Here is a 23,939-nt window from a genome sequence, read left to right on the forward strand (position 1 = left end):
CAAGGTTTTACATAAATTTTTTGTAAAACCTTGATACCCCTCGGATATTACTAAGCATCGGTTTTTCCTACTTCTTCACAAACTTCATAGAAACTGAATTCATGCAGTAGCGCAAGCCTGTGGGTTTTGGCCCATCGTCAAAAACGTGCCCCAAATGGGCTTTGCAACGATTACAAACTACCTCGGTACGCACCATGCCGTGGCTGGCATCTACTTTATTTTCTACAGCACAATCATTGAGTGGCTTATAGAAACTTGGCCAACCTGTGCCTGATTCAAACTTGGTATCTGAACTGAAAAGGTCTAAATCGCAACATACGCATTTATAAATGCCTTTCTCATGGTTGTCCCAGTATTCGCCGGTAAAGGCTCTTTCTGTACCTGCTTTGCGGGCTACAGCAAATTGTACGGGGCTCAATTGTTTTTTCCATTCCTCTTCCGATTTCTGCACTGTAGCAATCTTGCAATCGGGTTTAGCAGTTGCTTTAGTTTTATTTTGTGCAAAGGTTTGACCTGCTATTAATACACATATTATTACTGCTATACTCTTCCAAACTGTTTGTTTTTTCATGGTTTTTATGAATAGAATTGATTGTATTAAATGTTTTTGTTTTTCGTAGAGACGTAACGGTTCGCCGTTGCGATGCAATACGTCTTCGTTGGCTTGTAAATTGGCAGAAAAATATCTTGTCTTTCAAAATTTTCTACCAAAATAAATCTATTTGTTTGCATAGTCCTTTGGAGACGTAATGCATTACGTCTCTACCAGATATGGCAATATTTATTTTATAAAATTCAATTATTTGGTAAACATTCACATTTATAATTACGAAAAATTAAAATAAAAAGTTTTGAATTTTTATACTTTGGCATAATTTTAACGTTAGAATTAAAAAATGCTTTCCAAACGTGCTTAACTCAAAAAAACTAATCAAATTACTATGCCTGATCAGTATATGGTCGAGCGTTTCGTCTTGCGAGGTTTTGCGATCTAAAAGCAAAGCAGAAGAACTGGCCGCTAAAAATAAGCCCAAATCTACTTACGAACGAAAAACATCTGAAAAACGTATTGCCGAGAAACACACAGTCAGAAAACCCGAAGTGTATGTATCAGCCAATACCCGAAATCTGATTAAAATAGCGCGCTCGTATACGGGGGTACCGTATCGCATCGGGGGCAATGACGAGCGAGGTCTTGATTGCTCGGGCCTGTTATGCAATACTTTCAAAGAATTTGGCATTCAATTACCTCGTGTTTCGTGGCAGCAATCAGAGTTTTTTCCGGCTATTGACATCCCGAATATCCGTACAGGCGACCTCGTTTTCTTTTCCGTCAACGGAAAAATAGTCAATCATGCAGGGATTGTTACGGAAGTACGAGGTGAAGACGAAGTGATTTTTATTCATGCCTCTACGAGCAAGGGCGTGATTGAAGATAATATGATGACCAACTACTGGAAGGCCAGATTTGCCAGTGCCTGTCGCCCTGACTTCGCTAAATAAATTTTCAGGCCGAATGATAATTTTTAGATAGGCTTTTAAGCTATTTTCTCTTAAATTTCGTTATAAAGAGAAAATAACACTACATCGTGGGTATGAGAAAAGCTTTGGTGATAATTATAAGTCTGATTATCAGTAACTTATCGTTTTCGCAATCACAATATTTCGGACAAAACAAACCTCGTTATAAATCATTTGGATTTAAAGTTCTACAAAGCCCACACTTTGAATTATACCACTATTTTAAAGATAATACCGTACCTAGCGATCTCGTAATTAACAGCGAGCATTGGTACAAGATTCATCAGGAAGTTTTCAAACTGGCATTTATCAAGCCCAATCCCATCATTATCTATCAGAACCATCCCGATTTTCAGGAAACAACGGCTATCAGCGGACAAATTGGAGAAGGAACTGGTGGTGTAACCGAAGGACTACGAAACAGGGTAGTGATGCCCATGATGTATTCGAAACGCCAGACAGACCATGTATTAGGGCATGAATTAGTCCATGCTTTCCAATACCAGTTAAGGACCGCCGGAGATTCTACTACCTTAAGCAATATCCAGAACTTACCGCTGTTTATGGTAGAGGGTTTGGCTGAATATATGTCACTCGGTAGGGTAGATGCACACACGGCCATGTGGATGCGTGATGCAGTATTGAGCGATGACATTCCCACCATTAAAGATCTGGTTACCAAAGAGTATAAATACTTTCCGTATAGGTGGGGGCAGGCTTTTTGGGCATATATAGCCGCTACCTATGGCGATGATATGATTCGACCATTGTTCCGTGAAACGGCTAAGTATGGCATTGAGGCGGCTTTTAAGCGCAACATGAAAATGGATATTGAGCGTTTTTCTACCCGATGGAAAAAAGCTCTGATTGATGCCTATACACCTTTGCGTCAAGGTACTTCTTCGATTCCAACGGGCAAAGAAATTGCTTCTGCTAAAAATGCAGGTGAAATGAATTTATCGCCCACTATTAGCCCGGATGGTAATTTTGTGGCTTATATCTCTTCTAGAAATGTTATATCTTTAGATATTTTTATTGCAGATGCTCATACAGGCAAAATAGTCCGGAAGATTGAAAGCAGCTCTTTTGGTTCCCATGTAGATTCCTATAGTTTTCTGGAAACGGCCGGGGCATGGTCGCCAGATAGCCGGAATCTGGCAATGGTGATTCAGAGTAAAGGGCGTAATAAATTATCTATCATTGATGTAGGCACAGGTAGCAAACGTACTTTTGAGTTAAAAGGTGTTGATTCATTTTCAAATCCAGCCTGGTCTCCAGATGGCACTACCATTGTAGTTTCGGGACTGATGAATGGTACAAGTGATTTGTATGCTTTTAATATTAGAGAGGAAAGTGTCAGAAATCTGACGAATGATGCTCATTCTGATTTACAACCAACGTGGTCACCTGATGGGAAATGGATTTATTTCGTATCCGACCGTGCACAAAACTTCGCCCGTTTAGAAAAAGCTGATTTTTCTATTTCAAGATTAGATGTCAGTACTTCGAAAGTTGAAACCTTTGCGTTCTTTCAAGGCGCTGATAATCTGAATCCATTGATTGACCCTACCGGCAATTTCATCTATTTTTTATCTGATGCTGATGGATTCAGAAACCTGTATCGTTATTCACTGGCTGAAAGCAGTATCGAAAAACTGACCAATTATTTTACGGGTATCAGTGGTATTACCATGTATTCTCCTGCGGTGAGCATCGCTTCTAAAACCGGGCAATTGGTGTATTCGTATTTTCAGGGAGGTAAATACAACCTCTATACAGTAAAAGAGGGAGAGTTGTTGAGCAAGCTCGTTGATAATAAGGTTGATAAAACCGCTGCGACGCTAGCACCTATTGACTGGAAAGAGGGGAGGAATATTGTGCAGAATAATCTGAATAAACCGAATATTTTAAGCAGAGTAAAAACCGATAAACTGAAAACGCTTAGATATAATCCTAAATTCAAGTTAGATTATCTGGGGAGCTCAGGCGTGGGTGTTTCTACCAGCCGTTGGGGAACAGGGCTTGGCGGTGGGATAGTAGGTTTAGCCAGTGATATGCTCAACAATAATCAAGTATCAGGAGTATTGGCATTGAATGGTGAATTACAGGATTTCGGTGGACAAGTGGCTTACCTGAATCAGAAGAACCCTTTACAATGGGGCGCCAGCTTTTCGCGCATTCCTTACCGTTTTTCTGATTATCAAATGACCAATAAATACATTACTGACCCCAAAGTAAAAGCAAGTCTCGGAATTCCAGCTACTGATTCTTTGATTCAGTCGAGTTATAATTTGTATCGTTTGTTTATTAATGAAGTCGGACTTTTTGCTTTTTATCCGTTAAGCAGAAGCAACCGCATTGAGGTAGGAGGGAGCGCCAACTGGTATAGCTATAGCGGACGTATCTATAGCGATTATTATGGCGCCAACGAAACTGTAGGTAGTTATTATCGGGGCAGCGAAACACCTCGTCGTATTCCGCAGTCTGAGCTATTGGAGAAAGGATTCAAGCCTTTCAATCTTCAACAATTGTACGTGGCCTATGTAGGCGATAACACTACTTTTGGTACAACAGCCCCATTGAATGGGTATCGTTATCGGTTTGAGTTTTCGAGATATTTTGGTGATATTGGCCATAATGCCATTACTGCTGATTATAGACGATATAAGTATATGAAGCCGTTTACACTGGCAGCAAGGCTCTATTATTATGGTCGGTTAAATGCTAAAAACATAGCCGATTATAATAGGCTCTATCCAATGTTTCTGGGGTATCCGTGGTATATGCATGGATTCTGGGGTAAGGCGCTAGGAAATCAGACATCAACACTGGCTTTGAGTGAAGAACAATTGAAAGGCTCACAAATGGGCTTGACTAATATTGAACTAAGATTGCCTTTTACTGGCCCGAAAAAACTAGCACTAATAGATTTTGCCTATGTGCCTACAGACCTGAATTTCTTCTTTGATATGGGCATGGCATGGGATGACAACAAGACCCCGGGGCAGGAAAAAGAGTATATTTTTAATGATGGAGAAAAACAGACATTGAAAGTGAAACCCATCGTAAGTACAGGTTTGAGTTTGCGTATAAATGCCCTGGGCTATCTGATATTAGAGCCTTATCTGGCTTTTCCGATTTATAATGGAAAAATGCAAAGGGCGGTTACAGGAATTAATTTTATGATACCGGGCTGGTAATATTTGTAGTTTTAAGAAAAATTCGCATTTTTGCGTACGCTAAAAAATAGCGGTTCTTTTTTACCTGGGGATGTAGCTCAGATGGCTAGAGCGCTTGACTGGCAGTCAAGAGGTCGTGGGTTCGAGCCCCATCTTCTCCACAATTAGACGCAAGTCTCTGAATATCAGGGGCTTGCGTCTGTTCATTTAGAGAAAATTGATACAACTAATTTGAAGAAAGTCAAACTTTGCAAACTTAATGATTGCGGAGGCGATGTGAAGAAAAGGTGGTTCATTGATTACGGAATATATAACCCATTACAAAAAAGGTTAGAAACGAAGCGAATATGGCTGCCAACCAATCCCCCAAATGCTGATTATCGGTATCAGTTAGCCAAAGACTTATCCAACGAAATTGACAAAAAGTTAAAGAGGGGCATTTTACATTCTACGCCTAAAAAAGAGAAAAAACTAACTCCTACAAATTTTCTCGAAATCACAGAAAATATTCTTACAAAACTTGTCGCTGAAAAGGTGTTGAGGAAAAAGTCTAAACAGAGGTACTACACTGCTTGCAAGCATCTTGATAATTTCCTACTCAAAACATCAATTCATTTTACCGACATTACAAGTATTATTGTACAGGACTTTATAAAGTATCTAAAGGTGTCTGATAGGCACAAGAAAAATATAGTAGGTTTTTTAAAGTCAGTATTTGGCTATTTAATTGAAAATAACTTCATGCCATATAATCCTTTTTTTGGAAGTGATGATAAAATAAAATATGAGGACAGCGAATTGAACTGTCCGTATTCAGACTAGGAAAAAAAGAAGATTGAAGATTTTTTAATGGTTAATAATCAGCCACTTTATTTATTTACTCGGTTTATATTCTATTCCTTCATCAGACCCAAGGAGTTATTGAATTTACAGGTAAAAGATATTGATTTGACAACAAGAACTATAAAGGTTAAAAGCGATGTTTCAAAAAATAAAAGGACTGAAACTGTGCCTATTTTAAAGCCGCTACTCAGCCTTATAATTGAAAATAAGGTTTTAGAAACCCAAGCGATTACTACATATTTGGACAAGGTTTTAAACCTGCTAAAACCATGCAAGGTGGGAATACACTAACTAATCAACACAGAGACGCATTAAAAGAATTAGGATTGTACGTGGAGAAAAAGACGGTTCTTTATTCATGGAAGCATACAGGTAATATATTCGCCTACCTTTCGGGCTTAGATATTAAGATTATTCAAAAGATGAATAGCACAAGTCTTTAGAAACAACAGAGATTTATCTCCGAAAGTTAGGTTTGTTCTTAGACGAAAAAGCGTATGATGCAAGTTGGTAGATTAAAGAAAAAAACATTAATATCTCAAATGCTTAAAAAGATTTGAGATATTAATGTTAAATCCGACAAACCAGGGTAAAAGTCACCGCTCTGCGCAATCTATTCAATCCCTTCGTTACTTATGTTTACTTGTTGCTATTTCAATTCCTTTATCTACAGAATAATTTAAACTACTTTCTGAAAACTCTAATTGATTCTCAAATACTCTTAAACTAGATGCAGCTATATAGTATTTTTCATTATTGCTTTCAATTTCAAACAAATAGTGATTTTCATATCCTAAATACTTTTTAACAGTGTCATAATTTATAACATCTATAGAGCCCTCCACTCTACTTATTTTTATCCCCCATAACCTACTGAATGATTGAATGTAGGTAGCATTTAAAAATATGATGTCAATGTTATTTGTTAGCTCATCAGTCTTTTGTGATCTCAATAATAGTTGTCCATGGCTAACCACAATATCAAAAAATGTAAAGTATCTATCTGATTTGAATATTTCGCTCATATTAATGAAATGGATTTGGTATAAATTTACACTTTTTAATAACAATATAATAAGCCTCATCGGGCTGTAGAGTTAAACTGAAATTCATTTTAAGGATGTAATAGGTTTTTATACTGAATATACTGAGCATATTCTTATTTTGAAAAATAACATGAAAAGTTTCATGATTTAATCTCATTGGAAAAGACTCATTTCTAATCAAATCTTAATTTCTCCGCGAAATAAAAATAAAGCCTGGTACGTTTTATTCCTTTGGGATGATGAAACATTTGCCCTGAGCATCAGGCGTATCATCATTCTACTTAACAAAATCATAAACGTGTAAGATAGACTTATTGAGAGGCTACATTAGTAGTAAACCACAGAAATGTATTTGGGTACTTTGGTAGAAGAAAGATAGAAAACAGTTGTGTGCCCTAATTTGAGAACATAGGTAATGCTTCTGAAATCAGGTTGGTTGTGGAAATAGAATGTTTCCAAATAGCAATTGACCAATAAAATAAATCGTTTGTTTTCTTGCTATTTGTCAGCATTTGCGCTTATTTGCAAACGGAAAGTATGATAAAGACCTATGATTAATGTTTCGGAACCTTCTGGGCTCTAGCTTCATCTTTTCCAAAAGGCAAACTTTTCCTGCCACTAGAGCAGAAAAGTTGTTCACCCAAAAACATCTTGCGCTGTTCCTTTCGATGTCTCTTCGATTGTGTTTTTGTCTAAAAAAGAACAAAACATGTACATTTTTTTTATCAACCAACTTTTTTAATACCATGAGTACAGAAGAAGAAAAGGCCAAAAAAAGTCGCGAGTATCAAAGGGAATATCACAAAAAATACCGTGAGAAACATCGTGACCTCCTGAATCAAAGATCCAGAGATTATGCACTTAATCATCGGGAAGAATTAAGAGAAAAATCCAAAGAGTATCGTCAAGAGAACAAAGCAAAACTAGCTGCCTATGAAGCTGCCCGTTGGCCTAAAAGAAAGGAACAACGCAGATTAAAGAGAGAAGCGCTAAAACAACAGAAATTGAATGCTTTAGCCTCGCAAGAAGCAGCCACAACTTCAAACAATTAATAGCATGACGACAAAATTACTCTCATCAATTAGTAAAATAGAATCTTCGGGCGAAAGCGCGTCTATTTATCACAAAATTAAGGGTAATGATGTCGTTCTGGCTTTAATAAAACTGTTGAAAAACCGGAAAGTGTTCTTCTTGACACTAATAATCGTTGTGCTGTTATCAGTCTGGTATTGCTTTAATTGAACCATTTGGATTTGTGTTCTCTTGTATCAGTAATGGTATAAGCGTGTATGGCTATTCAAGAATAGCCATACACGCTTTTTGATTTTTGGATTACACACCCCATTGGGTAACAATTAATTATATTTCATACGTAATCATAAAATCGATTTTCATCAAATGCCCTTTTCTGACCTTAATCTGTTGGGTTGTGAGTTCATGAATACCTATTCTACTGATATTTATGATATAACTTCCCTCGTTAAGTTCAATTGAAAACTTGCCATATTTATTAGGTTTCAGTTCTTGCTCAAAGTTTGTTCCTTTAATGATAATCCGGGCATTTGTAACAGGAGAATTATCTGCAAAATCGAATAATCTTCCTTTGATTTCACCACTCTCTCTGAGTTTAGAATTAGCAGAATCTTTTAGTATCTGATAGCAGTTTCTAATACAACCGGAATTGACTAAACTTTTTCTGTTACAGCCTACCAGTAAGAGAATATATAGAATAACGAGTAATTTCATAAATCAGGATAATTTAACTAAAGTAATAGAATTAGGTCAATTATTCTATGTCACACCGCTACAAGTTTACTCTCCCCATTATGCTCCTCAATTTGTTTCAACACTACAATTGATTTCAACAAAGATATTCATTCTGACTATTGCAGATCTGCAGGAAATATTTTTTATGCCGTGGGGTGTGGTCGTTTTTTGCTTCTACGGAGTTATTAACTCTAATCCCACAGATTATTCTTATAAATTATGTTTGTGTTTTCTATGTTCATTCAGATTTTCTTCAATAACTTGCCGTTGCTATTATTTCGGTACTTTATGAGTACCGCTCAGTGATCAGCTCATATAAAATTGCGAGTTTAACTGCTTATAATTGAACTAACCAATACCTTTTTTAAATCTAAACATATTCTAAAATGCTGTCTATGAAAAAAGTTTACTTATTTGTTTTTTGTTTCCTGTCTGTGATAACTGCTGTAAATGCTCAACAAATCCCCGATTTCAAATGTGGGGTAAATGATGATGCCCAGATGACAGAGAAAATCCGTCGGATGATGCAGAACCCCAATCTGAGAAAATATTCCGGCTTGCGCACCAATGAATGGCCATTGCTCGAATGTCTGGTAGCAGTAACTATTGATAAGCGTTTGTTTGATTTTTACAAAGGCGATAAGGAATTGATTAAAAATCGGGTATATGATCTATTCAGTCAGGTATCTAAGCTTTATGAGAAAGAATTACGTGTTAAGCTGACGGTTTCTCATATCGAATTCTGGGAAAACCGACAATACACCAATCTTTATAATTTTGATGAGTATTGGGACAAAATTGATCAGAGCAAGGTTAAAAGGCATCTGACACACTTACTTACTCTTAGTTCTGTTGAGGCAGGTGCATCTGGGATGGGTTATCTTGGAGGAAACGCTGCATCATCAGGTTATGCTACGCAAACTAGTCAGGTCATTAACACCATTGCTCATGAAATCGGTCACAATTTCGGGTCACCTCACACCCAAAGTTGCTTCTGGTCAGATGGCCCCATTGATTTATGCGCTACAGTAGAAGATGGCAACTGCACAGTAGGAGATATAACTGAAGCCAGAGTAGGAACAGTAATGAGCTATTGTGGATGGCGTGTGTTCACTTTTCATGCTTTATGTATTGATTTAATGCGTAACTACATTGATGAGTGGCTGGTACCAATTAATGCTGTTCCTACTATACCTGTAATTCCTACCGGAAATCTTCATCTGACAGAAACTTCGCTTACCCCCGTTTTAAACTGGAATTATAGTGACGGTATGCAGAAATATCAGATTCAGCTTTCAGAAACGCCTGCTTTTGATGCGGTCTTTATAGACTCTACCCTAACATATAATCAGTTTCAGGCGTTTAATTTAAAAGAAGAAAAAACGTATTTCTGGCGGGTAAAGGCTATTAATGATAAGGGCGCAAGCCAATGGTCGGCAAATGGAGAACTTAAGACCAGGAAAATTCTGGGTGTGCCCGATACTCCGGTTCAACGCTTTCCGATGAACCATTCAGAAGATATTAACGTAGCGAATTTTTCTTTTTATCCTTCTCCAACCGCAACTGAATATGATATTCAGATAATGAATGAATGGTATAGTTTTGCTGCCGATGAAAGTACTCTTATTACTGTAAAAGATCCATTTTTAACAATTGATCTTTATAAAGATGCTGAGAAATATAATCTGTCAACCAATACGATGTATATCTGGAGAGTTAGAGCAAAAAACAGTACAGGCACCAGCAAATGGTCAGGGTTTTATCATCTTAAAAGAGGCATGGATATGCTCACAATGTATCCGTTACCTTATAAAAACGATGTTCCTACTAATGCTGTATTTACCTGGCAAGCAAGAGACCTTCCTTTTAATAAGCGTGTTGAACTGGAAGTTTCGACAGCAAGCGACTTTTCTACTAATTCAATCTCCAAGATAATAGCCCTTAATCAGTTAAATACCATCGGAATTGTAGGAAGACAAGGGCTGGGAATGATGGATTTAAAACCCAATACTCAATATTATTATCGGTTAAAATCTTCTGAAGATAAAAGTAAAATCTGGGCGAGCAGTTCCTTTAAAACAGTAGGTGATGAGGAGGAATCAAAAAAGTGGAAATTCTTTAATTCTGAGAATAGTATTTTAAATGCCGGCAGACCTGTTTCGGCTTTTTACATGCAACCCAATACGAATAATATCCTGATTGCGGAAGGTGGTATAAAAACAACTGATGGTGTAAACTGGAAAGATTTATATAACTCTCTGAATACAAAAGGTGCTATCAATTATGAAATCAGTGGGCTTGTGCATGATAATAAGGGGAATGTTTGGGCTACGAGCGCTCAGAAAATTATAAAACTGAATGAGAAAGGGTCTCTCGTCTTTAATGCCGACAAGTCTATTTTTACTAATTATATCAATAAACTGGTGGTAGATAAAAAGGATAATGTGTATGTGTCTGTTTCGAAAGATTATAACTGGGGAACTGCCTGGGGAGTTGACTTTTTTAAGTTTGATGGCACTAGCTGGGAGCAATTCAATTCACCGTTTAGTACCGGCGGTAGCTCTTACTTTGGGGTTGATTCAGACGATAATCTCTGGGTGTGTAATCAGACCCAACTTGCCAGACGCATTAATAATACATGGACCTACTATAACTTTAACAAAATCACCTATGAATACATAGAAGGTGTTTATCCGGATAAAGCAGGTAACCTTTGGGTTATCGGTAATATGAATATGGGGATACTTCATCCTGATGGTAGTTTTAGCTCTGCATCAATCGGTTATCCAACCGATAATGCTTATCTGGCGTTTGATAAAGATAATACTCCGTATCTGGTAAATAACAGTAATAATGGTACCAGGCTATTCAGATATGAATATAACGACTGGACTCCCGTTACAAAAAATACATTGGCATTAGAAGCGAACAGAACCCAGTTAATGGGCATGCAATTCGACCGTTCTAATCGCCTTTGGATAGTACCGCAACACAATGGTATTTTCGTGTATGACCCTAAGGGAACTGTCAGATCTCAGACAATCAGTACAGAAACTGTTCCAGCTAAATTCGTTACAGATGTCCCTTTTCTTTTAAACACCACTGCTTCCTCTGGGCTACCTGTAAAATTTACAATTTTGTCTGGCCCTGCTAGTATTGCAGGAAACCAGGTATCACTCAATGGTACAGTCGGAAAAGTTGTGGTGAGGGCTTCGCAAGATGGAAACGAAGACTTTGAACCTGCTAAATATGTAGATTTTTCTTTTGAAGTAAATGATAAACAAACTCAGTCAATCACTGTTAATGCGGTTATGACCAAAACAGTTGGCGATGCTCCATTCCTTTTAACTGCCATTAGTAGCTCGGGTTTGCCTGTTATGTTTTCTGTTGTTTCGGGGCCAGCAACCATTAATAATAACACTATCAATTTAACAGGAGCAGGTAAGATAACTGTAAAAGCTGTTCAGACAGGAAATGAAGCTTATTTTGCTGCAAAAGAAGTAGTCTTTGATTTTTGTGTAAAACCAGCTATTCCTGGTATTACGGCCGATAGTTCTAATCCATTTCTATTAAAAACCAATGGTTCAACCAATAACCAATGGTACCTAAATGGACAAAAAATTGTGGGTGCAACCGGGAATTCTTATTTATCTGATAAAAATGGCTCGTTTACAGTAGAAGCTATAAACCCTGATGCTACATGTCCTTCTTCTGTTTCAGAGGTGTTTAAATTATTGGTATTAGCTAATGAGGAGGCATGGACAAAAGAAATTAAGATTTTCCCTAACCCTTTTTCATCAAGAATGTCTGTTACTTTACCTTCGGGAATTTCATTACAAAAATTGACTATTTATAATGTGTCCGGTAAAAGGGTTTATGAAAGCAATAAGGCCGATAGCGAATACGACACTTCAACATTGCCTTCAGGCGTATTTTTTATAGATATTCAAACCAACAAAGGCAGAGCCTTGAAAAGAGTTGTAAAAGAGTAATAAATAAAAGCGAATAAAGGGTTGAAAGTTTAATTGTATCAAGATTTTCAGCCCTTTATTTGCATAAGTTATATCAATCGTCGAACTATACTTTTAAATTTGCTCTTAATTGGTTTCTGCATTAGTTTTTATAGGTCTCAATCTGTTGTAGCATTTCCATTGATTTTATCACGGGTGTCCATTCTTTGCCGTTGAAAATCCACTGAAACCATTTCTTGTTTCTGTTTTCATAGCTGATATTGATAAATAGCCAGATGGCCAGATAAGTAAAAGCGGCTGTCAATGGAATTTGTATCAGATAGACCCAGATATTGGCATTCGCCCACAGGCCTTCAGTCCAGTAAAAAGTATTCCAGACAGGAATCTGGAGAAAGAGCAGTCGTGCTATCCAGATGGTAGTAGATTTCAATCTTGCGATTTTTCCCTGCGTTGCCAACACAGAATCATTAATGTCTACATTATTAATCAGAATTAGTTGATACACATAGATACCAATAGCTACCTTGGTTAATATCACCTGAATAAGTGCTGAAATTAAAAGGAAAATACCTCCGGCCTGATAGGCTACAAAAATTACCCCATCTATAAAAGCTACCCACACAATACCCACAAGGATTGTGAAAACTTTAAGCGGTTTCATAGAAGAGAGAAACGACTGTACCTTTAGCTTGGTAATATCTTCGGCGTTCTTTTTATTGAGCGATAAGTTCTCTTCGAGCTTCTTATCATAGGCTTTCCAGAGATTAATGAGTTCTTTATCTTCCATTGTTTTAATGATTTATCTTTAAGAATCGTTGTTTGATTGATGCTTTAATGCGCCCCAGTTTGGTGGCTACATTGGTTTCCGTAATTCCGATTATGTCGGCTATTTCTTTATAGCTTTTTTCTTCCAGATAAAGCAGCATGAGGGCTTTATCCAGTTCTTTTAGCTCTGCAATAAACTGGTGCAGAATACTGATGTTTTCTTCTGTTGCGTCATGTGCCGGTGCGTCAGTATAATTCAGAATGCTTTCGTTGATGGGATTGGCAATCTGTTGCCTGCGACTTTCTTTACGATAGAACGAAATAGCTACATTGAGCGCAATCTGATAAATCCAGGTCGAGTATCTGAATTGTTCATTATAATTATTGAACGATTTCCAAAGCTGAATCATGATTTCCTGCACCAGGTCGTTTCTGTCTTCTGCATCTTTGCAGTAGGCATTGGCAACCTTATAGATAATGCCTTTATGTGCCTGTATCACATGCAGGAATTTCTCCGATTTCGGGTCAGTTGTCATAATTCATTTCCTGTTTGCTTATCCTGCACCTGAATAATTGTTTCTGTGCGCATCAGTTGCTGTTGCGGTGTGCTATAATAATAATTTTTGGTGATAGTTACATGGCATCTGATTGACAGGATAGTAATAATCAGCAATGCAAAGGCTATTAATCGTAATTTTTTATAAGTCATTTCGATGAATCATTGTTTATGCAATTATTCGTGGGAGGGGTAAGAAAATCACAGGGGAGAGGAATAATTTTTTCGAATATTGTGGCGTCCACACTATCGAAAGCTCCTTTGATTAAATAAAAACAAAATCAGTTAAGGAAAATAAAAAAGCTACCCTTTAATGAAGTAGCTTTCATTTTATAAACAATATTCATCAAAATAAATCATATTCCGGCCATTCTTTGATGGCAGAGATGATATTCCAACCTAAATTATCTAAATCAGTGAAGTAATTATCGTTGGTGCCCAATACACCATAATTGGTAATAATTGCCCAGGAGAAACCACTGGGTGACCTCACTAACTCTGAAGATGTTCCAACAAGCAAGCCTGTATGCCACCAATAATTTAATTCATTTACTGACCAACCGAGCGAATAGCGATTTGCAGCATTATATTTGGTCATGGCAGCAATAGTTTCGGGCTTTAGTATATCCCGCTTAGAATCAAAGCCATCTACATGGCTTAATAGCTTTAATAAATCAATGCTTGAAGCTATAAGGCCACCATGGGCATCCATACGAGCTACATTATAGGCATAAGGACTGGTAGTTTGGTTATAATACACTACTTCATCATCCTTTCTTGCGTTGATGGTATTACCAGTTACCTGAATTTTCTCTGTTCCTGTAGGTATCAGAATTTCTTTTTGTAGATATTGTTCATAAGTCATGCCCGATACTTTTTCAATGATTCTACCTAACACAGAGTAGCCAAAATTTGAATAGGCATATTTGGTGCCCGGTGTAGCATATAGATTCCGGTTCTTGACTACGTTCTCAATAATCTGGTCTTGTGTCAGGTTAAAAGCCGAGAACATAGGGTCGTTGCCATCGTTAGTGGCTAGTCCGGCAGTATGTTCCAGAATATGTTTTACTGTAATATTTTCATAACCATTTCTATAAGGTTTACCTCCATATTTATTGCCCAGAATGCCATTATCTCCAAAAACCTTATCATCAAGAGATAACTTGCCAGCCTCTGTTAATTTCAGGATAGCTATGGCAGTAATAGGTTTTGAAACACTGGCTATTCTGAAAAGTGAGTTGGTGGTAACAGGGGCATTGTTGGCCTTATTGGCAATGCCATAGCCTTTGGCGTAGGCCAGTTTTTCCTGATTTGTAATGGCAAATGTCAGCCCCGTAACATTATACTTGTTCATAAAAGCATTAATGAGGTTATCTATTTCCTGATTAATAGATTTGGGCGTAATGGTATAATTTTGCGTGCTTTTGTCTTCTGCTATTACTGTGAGCGTGATCGGGGCACTTAAATCGAGAGTATCACCGCTAACTACTGTTTTATTGTTCTGGCTTACACCTGCTTTTAAGGAAGTAGTAAAAATCACTTTTACCATTTTAGGATTAATATGAGGCGGCATAAAAACAGTAAAGCTATTCATCCCGGATACTTTTGCCTGTGAAATGGTAGGTGCTCCCGAAAAGGTTTTAAAATTGAGATAAAAACCTGTTAACTGTTTTTCTGACGAAGGAATTTTGTTGATAGTGACGGTATAGTCTTTTGTACTTCCATCTTCGGCGGTTACTTTATAAACAACCGGATTAGTAAAGTCGTTGGCAGAGGCATTACTTACCTGATTTAAGCCATTGACAGTTACAGTGGCTAATGGCGAAGTTGTAAAAGTAGCTTTTAGCCCTTTTAGAGTGGTACTGCCTGGCAGGGAAACTTTTATTTCATTGCCCGTAATTACCCCCTCAACATCCATATTAACAGGGTTAGCCGCTTGTTTGAAAGAGAAAGTCAACATGTCTTTGGCAGATGATTTGGGTTCTTCTTTCTGACACGAGACAAGGGTAAGATATAGCACAACAATAGCAAAGATGTGTTTCATGGCATTTAATGAGTTTGTAGATTTTATAACGAATATAAAGAAAATTAAAGAATGTAGAACGATTTTTTAAATCGTTTTTAAATCAGGCTATTGGTTTAATAATTTTTAAGCAGAGATTATATTCTTGATTTTCTAAGGCGAAGCGACGATTTAAAAAATCGTTATTCATAAAATCCAACCTTCCGATAAAAAACAGGCTTTTGTACTAAAAATTCTTTGGATAATTAATAACTTTGAGAAACGGCGTATGTGTAAAATTCTTAAGCGTATTTTTCTTTAAAAAACTCCTGCAGATTTTAAGCAGTACTCCGTACGTTTATAAATACTCAAACCCTATCTATAACCTCAAATGAATCAAAAGACGCTTTTACTTTTTACCTTTTTCTTTACTATTACAAGCCTTTTATTTGGGCAACCTAACGCATCATTTACTTCTGAAAAATTATACGAGGGTTTTAATAATCCCTGGGGAATGACCTGGTTGCCGGATGGACGAATGCTGGTAACCGAAAGAGCCGGGGATATATTGATATTTAAAAACGACAAGTTTACGGGAGAGAAACTCGTGGGCGTGCCAGAAGTAGTAAGTAAAGGTCAAGGCGGATTGCTTGATATTCAGATAGACCCTAATTTTAAAACGAATGGTTGGATTTATATTTCTTACTCGAAACCAATCGAGGGTGGGTCTTCTACGGCTGTTACCCGTTTCAAGCTGAAAGGTAGTCAGGTAGTGGAGAAAAAAGATGTATTTGTTGCGAAACCTGCATTAAAAGCTGACTTCCACTTTGGTAGCCGGATTGTATTTGATAAGGCCGGATATATGTATATAAGTGTGGGCGAGAGAGGTACGCAACCTAAAGTGCAGCAACTAGACAATGACCACGGCAAGATTCATCGCATTTATCCCGATGGGCGAATCCCGACAGATAATCCGTTTGCAGAGCAGGCTGGGGCGAGTGCCTCTATCTGGACATTCGGCCACCGTAATCCGCAGGGAATGGTGTATGATGCTGCCAATGACAGAATCTGGGCAGTAGAACATGGCCCGAGAGGTGGTGACGAGTTAAATCTGATTCAGAAAGGTAAAAACTATGGATGGCCTAAGACTTCATATGGTATCAACTATGATGGCTCGATTCTGACAGAGTTTAAGGAAATGGAAGGCGTGGAAAATCCGACACGGTATTGGGTGCCATCTATTGGCCCATGCGGAATGGCGATGGTGACAAGCGGCAAATACCCCGATTGGAAAGGAAATCTATTAGTAGGTGCTTTGGCTTTCCGCCACGTGGCTCGTGTGCAATTGGATGGAACGAAGTATGTGACAGAAGAGAAATTATTGCAGGATATTGGCCGTGTACGCCATGTAGCCCAAAGCCCTGATGGATTTATCTATGTGATTACCGAGGGCCCGGGATTATTGTTGAAATTGGTACCTAAGAAATAAATATAGCTTTAACCACGGAGTTTCACTAAGTCTGGCACGGAGTTGCACAGAGTACTAACTGCGAAACTAAACTATGGCCGCGTGGAGAGAAGCCCTGTCACACTCCATGGTATGGAATTTCTGAACGGACTTTTACAGGATATAATGAATAAAAGAGTCTCTTAAAAAAGAAGGATACTTTAGCCCTAAACAGATTTGTATGAAATCTTTATTATTCTATTCAACTGTCATCAGCTTTTTTCTGATGAGCTTCTTACCTCCGTCTGCCGTAAAACCTGTCAGGATTTTTGATGGCAAGACCTTTAAAGGCTGGTCAGGCGATACTATTAATACCTGGCATATCGAAAATGGTATGCTTGTTGGTGGCTCAACAGAAAAAACAGTGCCTCATAACGATTTTCTGGTTACTACCCGTACATACGCCAATTTTATCATGAAACTCAAAGTTAAGCTGACGGGAAGCGAAGGCTTTATCAATTCAGGCATTCAATTCCGTAGCAAGCGTCTGACAAATCCTGCGCACGAAATGGAAGGCTATCAGGCCGATTGGGGAGAGGGTTATTGGGCAAGTTTATATGATGAATCCCGCAGAAACAAAACTCTGATAAAACCTGATTCTGTTCAGATACTGAAATGGATAAAAATCAATGACTGGAACGATTACGAGATTCGTGCAGAAAAACGCCGTATCCGGCTCTATATTAATGGCAACCAAACCGTAGATTATACTGAACCTGACACCAGCATTCCTCAGTCTGGCCTTATCGGCTTCCAGATTCACGGGGGTGGCAAGGCGAAGGTATATTTTAAAGATATATTTTTAGAAGAATTGAGTGAATGATTGATTTAGTGAATGAGTGATTGTTTTTGTCTAAACTTTGCCGCGATGGCGTATCGTTTTACCTGATTTATATGATTATAATTATTTTTTTATCAGTACAATCAACTAAATCACAGTTCAAGACAAATTACATTCAAAAATAAATCACTCATTCACTCATTCACTCAATATAATTATTCAACCAATTACAATTTCAACCTTTAACTATGAACAAATCCCATTTGCTCTTACCATTACTGGTTCTCCTACTGGCTATACCTAATCTGTATGCCCAGCAGGATACCGAAAAAGCTGATTTTGAGTACCGGCTGGACGCCAGTATGCTGGGTTACTTTGCTAAAAATGGTGCCCGTAATCCTACATTAAAAGCGTCTAAAGGCAGTATAGTGCGTATTACGATTGTGAACACCGAGTTAATGACGCACGACATTGCTTTAGAAAAATTAGGTCTGAAAAGTAAGGCTGTCAACGAAAAAGGACAAAGCACCAGTATTACTTTCAAAGCCGATAAAAATGACACTTACTACTGTACCGTACCGGGCCACCGCGCTGCAGGAATGGTGGGTAAAATAGAGGTAATAGACGGCCCGATTACAGAAATCACTGTGGCAGGAAAACTACCCACGAAAGACGGTCAGCCACTGAATCTGAATTTTGAAACCGGAACATTGAAAGACTGGACAGCCACAGGTACAGCCTTTGCCAACCCAGTATATAATACTGACCCATCGCCTGTGCATGAGAAAGAAATGAGTATTGGGTTTGAAGGTAAACACTTCCTAAGCAGTGGTGGTACAACCAATTATCAGCAGGTAGGAACACTGACTTCAGTACCTTTCAAAGTAACGCAACCTTATGCAGCTTTCAGTGTATCTGGTGGTGCTTTGCAGGATACCCGCGTGGAGATTGTGCAGGCCGATACAAAAAAAGTAATTTTTCATTCAACAGGGCAGGGACGCGCTACTTTGCAGCCTGTGGTGGTTGATTTAAGACCTTACCTGAACAAGAATATCTTCATCCGCATTATCGATAACGAAACTGGTATTTCTCAGATTCCTTACATTCCGAACGATAAATGGGCGCATATCAACTTCGATAACTTCCTGTTTTATCCATCTCGCCCGGACTTTCCGAATGAATTAAAACAAAAAGATATTATCATTCTTCCTCCGCTTGACCCTGTAATCAATGCGGGCTTGTCTGGTACAGAAGCCGCTAAGGCCATGACTTTGCCTAAAGGGTTTAAGATTAATCTGGCAGCATCAGAGCCTGAAGTTATTCGCCCGATTTGTTTTACAATTGACTGGAAAGGCAGACTTTGGGTTGTGGAAGGTCATACTTATCCTGTACCTGCTCCGGCTGGACAAGGAAGAGACCGCATCCTGATTTTTGAAGATACCAACGGCGACGGAACGCTTGATAGCAGAAAGGTTTTTATGGAAAATCTGAATCTGGTGAGTGGGATTGAGTTAGGTATGGGCGGTGTATGGTTAGGCGCAGCACCTTATCTGATGTATGTGCCGCTTGATGCTGCCAATGATAAACCAGCCGGCCCTGCGCAGATACTCCTGGACGGTTGGGGAACACAGGATACCCACGAAGTACTGAACAGCTTCCGTTGGGGACCAGATGGCTGGTTATATGGTACACATGGGGTATTTACACATTCAAAAGTGGGTAAACCAGGTACACTAGACGACCAGAGAGCTAAAATAAACGGAGGTGTATGGAGATTCCATCCGACTACGCATGAATTTGAAATATTTGCAGAGGGGTCAAGTAATCCCTGGGGATTGGATTTCAACGATTATGGACATCCATTCATTACTGCCTGTGTGATTCCTCATATGTACAATACGGTGCAGGGAGGGCGTTTCTTCCGTCAGGCTGGCAAACACTTTAACCCGTATATTTATGATGATATTCCAACTATTGCCGACCACCGTCACTGGTTAGGAGAGAGAGGTCCGCATGCGGGTAATTTCAGGTCTGGTGCCGCAGGTGGTGGACATGCCCATGCCGGAGCGATGCTATATCTGGGTGGTAGCTGGCCGCAGGAATATCGTAATAAAATTTTTATGAATAATATCAACGGTGCCAGAATGAACGTTGACCAACTGACGCGCTCAGGGTCTGGTTATAAGGCATCGCACAATAAAGATTTTGTGATTATGAATGATTCATGGTCGCAATGGTTGAATTTCAAATATGATCCAAGTGGTTCGGTATTCGTTATCGATTGGTACGACAAAAACCAATGCCATAGCCCGAACCCTGATGTGCACAATAAAACGATGGGCCGTATCTTCAAGATTACCCATGAGAACGATAAATGGGTGCAGGTAGATTTATCGAAAGCTTCCGAGATGGAACTGGTAAACTATCAATTGCATAATAACGAGTGGTATGTCAGACAAGCCAGAGCCATTCTGCAAGAGCGTGGCGCAAGCCCGAAAGCACAGGAAGCATTGAAAGAAATCCTGGCCAAAAATCCTGATGTAACGCGTAAGTTAAGAGCCTTATGGACATTGCATGTAATTAAGGGTTTAACCGAGAAAGATTTGGTTGCTTTATTAAGCAACCCAAGCGAGTATATCAGAGGTTGGGCTATTCAACTTTTGGCTGAGGGTAAAAGCGTTTCTCCTGAAGCTTTGAAACGCTTTGGAACAATGGCAAAAACTGATGCCTCGGCTTTGGTGAGATTATATCTGGCCTCAGCCATGCAACGCATCGACCCGAGCCAGCGTTGGGAGGTGGTAGAAGCATTGTCTCAGAAAGCCATAGATAAAACAGACCATAACCTACCTGTAATGGTATGGATTGCAGCAGAGCCATTGGCTACTTTAGATGCCAAACGTTTTGTACAAATGGGAGAGAAAGCCAAATTGCCTAAATTCATGAATTATACTATTCAACGCACGGGTGCTTTAAATACCACAGAAGCTAAAGGCATATTGAAAGATCTGGATGCACGTTTGGGCAAAGTACCATCAAAAGAAAATCAGGATAAGCAGGCATTGATTGCAAAGATATTAGCGCCTGCGGCACCTGCACAAGATGCACATGCCGGGCATGGGGGGAGTCATTAAATCTATTGAGTGAATGAGTGATTTAGTGATTGAGTGATTTATGGCGAATTAGTTAAATAATTTACCAAGACACAATTAATTAAAATAATCACTAAATCTCTTATTCACTAAATCACTCAATAAAACATATTGATATGAATAAAAATATAAAACTAACAACGATACTACTAGGATACTTAAGTGCCAATATCGCCTCCGCCCAAACCTCACCTGGCTGGAAGAAAACTACTCTTACCAGGGATTTTATTTCGGAAGGAGTGGCTGTAGCCGATTTGAATAAAGATGGAAAAATGGATATTGTGGCAGGGTACTACTGGTTTGAAGCCCCAAACTGGACACGCCATGAAATGGCACCCTCTCGTACATTTGACCCGCGTAAAGAGTATAGCGAGTCCTTCCTGAATCTGGGGATGGATGTAAACCTGGATGGTTGGGAAGATGTTGTGATTGTGGATTTTCCCGGCAAAGTAGGGTTTTGGTTTGAGAATCCTAAAAACAAACCGGGACAATGGGCCAAACATATTATTGATGAATCGGTGGGTATATCCAATGAATCTCCTGGTTTTATTGATATTGATGGGGATGGCCGATTGGATATTCTTTGCGGAGATAAAAACAAAAAGCAGATTGTATGGCTGCAAGCGCCTACCAAAAAAGGTGAAACAACATGGAAACGCCATAATATTACCAAAGAAAATGTAGCCGGAACAGAGATATTTTCTCATGGCATTGGCTTTGGGGATATCGACAAGGATGGTATCAAAGACGTGGTAGTACGCGAAGGTTGGTATAAAGGGACGAAAGACAATAGCGCTGGTAATTGGGAATTTCATCCGGCCAATTTGGGCGAGCCTTGCTCCCATATGCAGATACTAGATGTAAATGGCGATGGTAAGAACGATGTGGTGAGTGCTTCTGCCCATGCCTTGGGCATCTGGTTTCATGAACAGGTAGAAAAAGACGGTAAAATAGATTTTGTGACACATACCATGAGCAAAACTACTGCGCAAACCCACTCATCTATTATGGCCGATTTGACTGGTGATGGCAAGAAAGAGTATATTACCGGAAAAAGATTCCTGGCTCACCATGGTCGTGACCCTGGTGATGCTGATGCCGCCTATTTGTTATATTTTGAATTTACACCCGGCAAAGAACCTTATTATACTGAACACGTTATCGACAATGATTCGGGTGCCGGGCTAAATATCGTAGCGCAGGATATCAACAAAGATAAAAAAGTAGACATCGTGATTGCGAATAAAAACGGGGTGTTTTTGTTTGAGAACTTAAAGAAATAATTGAGTGATTTAGCGAATGAGTGATAATATTACTAATACCATTCTTTAATCATTCATTCACTAAATCACTCATTCATTCAATTATTAAATCTATTCATGAAAAAAATCTTACTAATACTATTAGCTACCTGCTATACCATAGCATCCTCAGCGCAAACACCTGGTAAATGGATTACGCTGTTTGATGGGAAAAGCGCAGATGGCCTTAGAGGCTACAAAATGGATAAATTCCCTGAGGGAGTGTGGGTTATTAAAGATGGTACACTCCAAACGATTCCGAAAGTAAAAAATGTTGATTTAGTGACTAAAGAACAATTCGGCAATTTCGAATTAGAATTGGAATGGGCGGTTGATACTGCCGCTAATTCAGGTATATTCTTCCATTTGCAGGAAGATAAGGCCATGGTTTCTAACAATGGCAATAGCCCGAACTGGCTGGATAATTTTGAGATTCAAATATTGGATGATAAGTATTTCAACGATACAGCAGCCGTTCGTTCAGCAGGGTCATTATATGATTTAATCAGACCGGTTAACAAGAAACTGATGCCCATTGGTCAATTCAATAAGGCACGGTTGATACAAAAAGACGGTCACGTAGAATATTGGCTGAATGGTGCCAAAGTACTGGATTTTGAAATAGGTAGTCAGGCAGTGAGAGAGCTGCTTATCAGAAGTAAGTATAGCAAGAATCCTCGTTTCCAAGCCTATAAAGAGGGGCATATTATGTTGCAGCATCATGGACAGCGGGTGTATTTTAAGAATGTGCGGGTGAGGAGGATATAGAAATTTCAGATAGAAAATTGTGTTATTAGTTTTAAAATATGCAAATAGGTCAGGTGCCAATCTGACCTATTTTATTGAGTTGTTAAGTTTAACTATTTTGACATCAACTGATATTCCCAATTTCTTAAATCCTGTTGCCAATATTCACGGTTATTACTAAAGTACGTATACGGAATAGCAGGATTATCGGTGTTGCCAAAGTAAAGATTGTAGCCTTCCATATTGACTTCATTTTTATTTAATTCCACATCAAAATAAAACGGCTCTACCCATTGTTCGGTTGTATCTCCTTTGCCCCAAATCATTACTCCGTTGATTGACAATCTTTCTTCATAAAGATGGAAATCTTCAATTAAAGCATCATCCATCCATTTGCCAGATTTAGTACCCCAGTGATAAGATTCATTTAATAATTGCTCTAAAATGCCAGCCAGAATAAATGAGGCATCACCAAAAATAGCATTGTAGTAATAATCAGGATAGGTGCTCTTTTTTAAAGAATGAAGTGTTTTAAGAGTCTCATTCAGTTCTGAACTTAATATTTTCTTTAGTTCATGTGTGGTTTTCATTTTGATTATCGCTTAAAAATGATTCTGAAAGTTAAACTTCTTCATTTTTTGTTGTCGAAAACAAATTGACTATAGTCTTTTTTGCTATATCTCATTTGCACATAGTACTGTACGTATACCCTTCAGAGATAGAACATATCAATAAATTTAGCGGTATCATTAAACAATTTTTCTTAAAAGGAACCGAATAATAAAAATGTTCGTATCCCTTTGA

At 38.5% G+C, this 23,939-nt stretch carries 19 protein-coding genes and 1 tRNA gene; 12 read left to right on the forward strand and 8 right to left on the reverse strand.

Annotation, left to right across the window (positions count from 1 at the left end; genetic code table 11):
- Positions 1-67 precede the first annotated feature (67 nt).
- Positions 68-571, reverse strand: a complete 504-nt coding sequence (gene msrB / locus D0T08_RS09095) for a peptide-methionine (R)-S-oxide reductase MsrB (protein ID WP_116982309.1) — start codon at positions 569-571, stop codon at positions 68-70.
- Between the two features lie 338 nt (positions 572-909).
- Between msrB and D0T08_RS09100 the strand changes: the two genes are divergently transcribed.
- From D0T08_RS09100 to D0T08_RS28215, 5 genes are all read left to right on the forward strand, one after another.
- Complete coding sequence (locus tag D0T08_RS09100; RefSeq protein WP_229238929.1) at positions 910-1,503, forward strand: C40 family peptidase; 594 nt, start codon at positions 910-912, stop codon at positions 1,501-1,503.
- Positions 1,504-1,595: 92 nt separating this feature from the next.
- A complete protein-coding gene (locus tag D0T08_RS09105) occupies positions 1,596-4,721 on the forward strand; it encodes a PD40 domain-containing protein (protein WP_116982310.1) in 3,126 nt (1,041 codons plus the stop codon).
- Positions 4,722-4,787: 66 nt separating this feature from the next.
- Positions 4,788-4,861, forward strand: a tRNA-Ala gene (locus D0T08_RS09110).
- A 70-nt stretch (positions 4,862-4,931) separates the two neighbouring features.
- On the forward strand, positions 4,932-5,522 hold the full coding sequence (locus D0T08_RS09115) for a phage integrase SAM-like domain-containing protein (protein ID WP_158561226.1): 591 nt from the start codon (positions 4,932-4,934) through the stop codon (positions 5,520-5,522).
- A gap of 27 nt (positions 5,523-5,549) precedes the next feature.
- On the forward strand, positions 5,550-5,834 hold the full coding sequence (locus tag D0T08_RS28215) for a tyrosine-type recombinase/integrase (RefSeq protein ID WP_116982312.1): 285 nt from the start codon (positions 5,550-5,552) through the stop codon (positions 5,832-5,834).
- A 338-nt stretch (positions 5,835-6,172) separates the two neighbouring features.
- Here the strand turns inward: D0T08_RS28215 and D0T08_RS09125 are convergent, their stop codons facing one another.
- Positions 6,173-6,568, reverse strand: a complete 396-nt coding sequence (locus tag D0T08_RS09125) for a hypothetical protein (RefSeq protein ID WP_116982313.1) — start codon at positions 6,566-6,568, stop codon at positions 6,173-6,175.
- A gap of 767 nt (positions 6,569-7,335) precedes the next feature.
- Between D0T08_RS09125 and D0T08_RS09135 the strand changes: the two genes are divergently transcribed.
- Positions 7,336-7,641 carry a hypothetical protein gene (locus D0T08_RS09135; protein WP_116982315.1) on the forward strand — a complete coding sequence of 102 codons (306 nt, stop codon included), beginning with the start codon at positions 7,336-7,338 and terminating at the stop codon, positions 7,639-7,641.
- 307 nt (positions 7,642-7,948) lie between these two features.
- Here D0T08_RS09135 and D0T08_RS09140 read toward each other — a convergent pair whose 3' ends face one another.
- The gene (locus tag D0T08_RS09140) at positions 7,949-8,335 is read right to left on the reverse strand and encodes a carboxypeptidase-like regulatory domain-containing protein (protein WP_116982316.1); all 387 of its coding nucleotides are present in this window, start codon (positions 8,333-8,335) and stop codon (positions 7,949-7,951) included.
- A gap of 416 nt (positions 8,336-8,751) precedes the next feature.
- Between D0T08_RS09140 and D0T08_RS09145 the strand changes: the two genes are divergently transcribed.
- Complete coding sequence (locus D0T08_RS09145; RefSeq protein ID WP_158561227.1) at positions 8,752-12,348, forward strand: M12 family metallo-peptidase; 3,597 nt, start codon at positions 8,752-8,754, stop codon at positions 12,346-12,348.
- Positions 12,349-12,469: 121 nt separating this feature from the next.
- Here the strand turns inward: D0T08_RS09145 and D0T08_RS09150 are convergent, their stop codons facing one another.
- From D0T08_RS09150 to D0T08_RS09160, 4 genes are all read right to left on the reverse strand, one after another.
- On the reverse strand, positions 12,470-13,114 hold the full coding sequence (locus D0T08_RS09150; RefSeq protein WP_116982318.1) for a hypothetical protein: 645 nt from the start codon (positions 13,112-13,114) through the stop codon (positions 12,470-12,472).
- 4 nt (positions 13,115-13,118) lie between these two features.
- Positions 13,119-13,628: an RNA polymerase sigma factor gene (locus tag D0T08_RS09155; protein WP_116982319.1), complete on the reverse strand. Its 510-nt coding sequence runs from the start codon at positions 13,626-13,628 to the stop codon at positions 13,119-13,121.
- Positions 13,625-13,801, reverse strand: a complete 177-nt coding sequence (locus tag D0T08_RS27560; protein ID WP_158561228.1) for a hypothetical protein — start codon at positions 13,799-13,801, stop codon at positions 13,625-13,627. Before D0T08_RS27560 ends, D0T08_RS09155 begins: the two co-directional genes overlap by 4 nt.
- 193 nt (positions 13,802-13,994) lie before the next feature.
- The gene (locus D0T08_RS09160) at positions 13,995-15,692 is read right to left on the reverse strand and encodes a serine hydrolase (protein ID WP_116982320.1); all 1,698 of its coding nucleotides are present in this window, start codon (positions 15,690-15,692) and stop codon (positions 13,995-13,997) included.
- Positions 15,693-16,041: 349 nt separating this feature from the next.
- Between D0T08_RS09160 and D0T08_RS09165 the strand changes: the two genes are divergently transcribed.
- The 5 genes from D0T08_RS09165 (at position 16,042) to D0T08_RS09185 (ending at position 23,156) form a co-directional block, all read left to right on the forward strand.
- On the forward strand, positions 16,042-17,139 hold the full coding sequence (locus D0T08_RS09165) for a PQQ-dependent sugar dehydrogenase (RefSeq protein ID WP_116982321.1): 1,098 nt from the start codon (positions 16,042-16,044) through the stop codon (positions 17,137-17,139).
- Positions 17,140-17,338: 199 nt separating this feature from the next.
- Entirely contained in the window at positions 17,339-17,980 is a 642-nt protein-coding gene (locus D0T08_RS09170) for a DUF1080 domain-containing protein (RefSeq protein ID WP_116982322.1), read from the forward strand.
- A 206-nt stretch (positions 17,981-18,186) separates the two neighbouring features.
- Entirely contained in the window at positions 18,187-21,069 is a 2,883-nt protein-coding gene (locus tag D0T08_RS09175) for a PVC-type heme-binding CxxCH protein (RefSeq protein WP_116982323.1), read from the forward strand.
- A gap of 134 nt (positions 21,070-21,203) precedes the next feature.
- A complete protein-coding gene (locus D0T08_RS09180) occupies positions 21,204-22,370 on the forward strand; it encodes a VCBS repeat-containing protein (protein WP_116982324.1) in 1,167 nt (388 codons plus the stop codon).
- 96 nt (positions 22,371-22,466) lie between these two features.
- Positions 22,467-23,156, forward strand: coding sequence for a DUF1080 domain-containing protein (locus tag D0T08_RS09185; RefSeq protein ID WP_116982325.1), 690 nt, complete (start codon positions 22,467-22,469; stop codon positions 23,154-23,156).
- A gap of 92 nt (positions 23,157-23,248) precedes the next feature.
- Here the strand turns inward: D0T08_RS09185 and D0T08_RS09190 are convergent, their stop codons facing one another.
- Positions 23,249-23,725 carry a hypothetical protein gene (locus D0T08_RS09190; protein ID WP_116982326.1) on the reverse strand — a complete coding sequence of 159 codons (477 nt, stop codon included), beginning with the start codon at positions 23,723-23,725 and terminating at the stop codon, positions 23,249-23,251.
- Positions 23,726-23,939: the final 214 nt, after the last annotated feature.

This window comes from Emticicia sp. C21 (genome assembly GCF_003418935.1).
Lineage (GTDB): Bacteria > Bacteroidota > Bacteroidia > Cytophagales > Spirosomataceae > Emticicia.

Bases quoted from the DNA above. Each gene is read 5' to 3' on its own strand.
- D0T08_RS09160 (WP_116982320.1), bottom strand. From the start codon at position 15,692: ATGAAACACATCTTTGCTATTGTTGTGCTATATCTTACCCTTGTCTCG.
- D0T08_RS09150 (WP_116982318.1), bottom strand. From the start codon at position 13,114: ATGGAAGATAAAGAACTCATTAATCTCTGGAAAGCCTATGATAAGAAG.
- D0T08_RS28215 (WP_116982312.1), top strand. From the start codon at position 5,550: ATGGTTAATAATCAGCCACTTTATTTATTTACTCGGTTTATATTCTAT.
- D0T08_RS09170 (WP_116982322.1), top strand. From the start codon at position 17,339: ATGAAATCTTTATTATTCTATTCAACTGTCATCAGCTTTTTTCTGATG.
- D0T08_RS09190 (WP_116982326.1), bottom strand. From the start codon at position 23,725: ATGAAAACCACACATGAACTAAAGAAAATATTAAGTTCAGAACTGAAT.
- D0T08_RS09185 (WP_116982325.1), top strand. From the start codon at position 22,467: ATGAAAAAAATCTTACTAATACTATTAGCTACCTGCTATACCATAGCA.
- D0T08_RS09165 (WP_116982321.1), top strand. From the start codon at position 16,042: ATGAATCAAAAGACGCTTTTACTTTTTACCTTTTTCTTTACTATTACA.
- D0T08_RS09125 (WP_116982313.1), bottom strand. From the start codon at position 6,568: ATGAGCGAAATATTCAAATCAGATAGATACTTTACATTTTTTGATATT.
- D0T08_RS09105 (WP_116982310.1), top strand. From the start codon at position 1,596: ATGAGAAAAGCTTTGGTGATAATTATAAGTCTGATTATCAGTAACTTA.
- D0T08_RS09135 (WP_116982315.1), top strand. From the start codon at position 7,336: ATGAGTACAGAAGAAGAAAAGGCCAAAAAAAGTCGCGAGTATCAAAGG.
- D0T08_RS09155 (WP_116982319.1), bottom strand. From the start codon at position 13,628: ATGACAACTGACCCGAAATCGGAGAAATTCCTGCATGTGATACAGGCA.
- D0T08_RS09140 (WP_116982316.1), bottom strand. From the start codon at position 8,335: ATGAAATTACTCGTTATTCTATATATTCTCTTACTGGTAGGCTGTAAC.
- D0T08_RS09180 (WP_116982324.1), top strand. From the start codon at position 21,204: ATGAATAAAAATATAAAACTAACAACGATACTACTAGGATACTTAAGT.
- D0T08_RS09175 (WP_116982323.1), top strand. From the start codon at position 18,187: ATGAACAAATCCCATTTGCTCTTACCATTACTGGTTCTCCTACTGGCT.
- D0T08_RS09145 (WP_158561227.1), top strand. From the start codon at position 8,752: ATGAAAAAAGTTTACTTATTTGTTTTTTGTTTCCTGTCTGTGATAACT.
- D0T08_RS27560 (WP_158561228.1), bottom strand. From the start codon at position 13,801: ATGACTTATAAAAAATTACGATTAATAGCCTTTGCATTGCTGATTATT.
- msrB (WP_116982309.1), bottom strand. From the start codon at position 571: ATGAAAAAACAAACAGTTTGGAAGAGTATAGCAGTAATAATATGTGTA.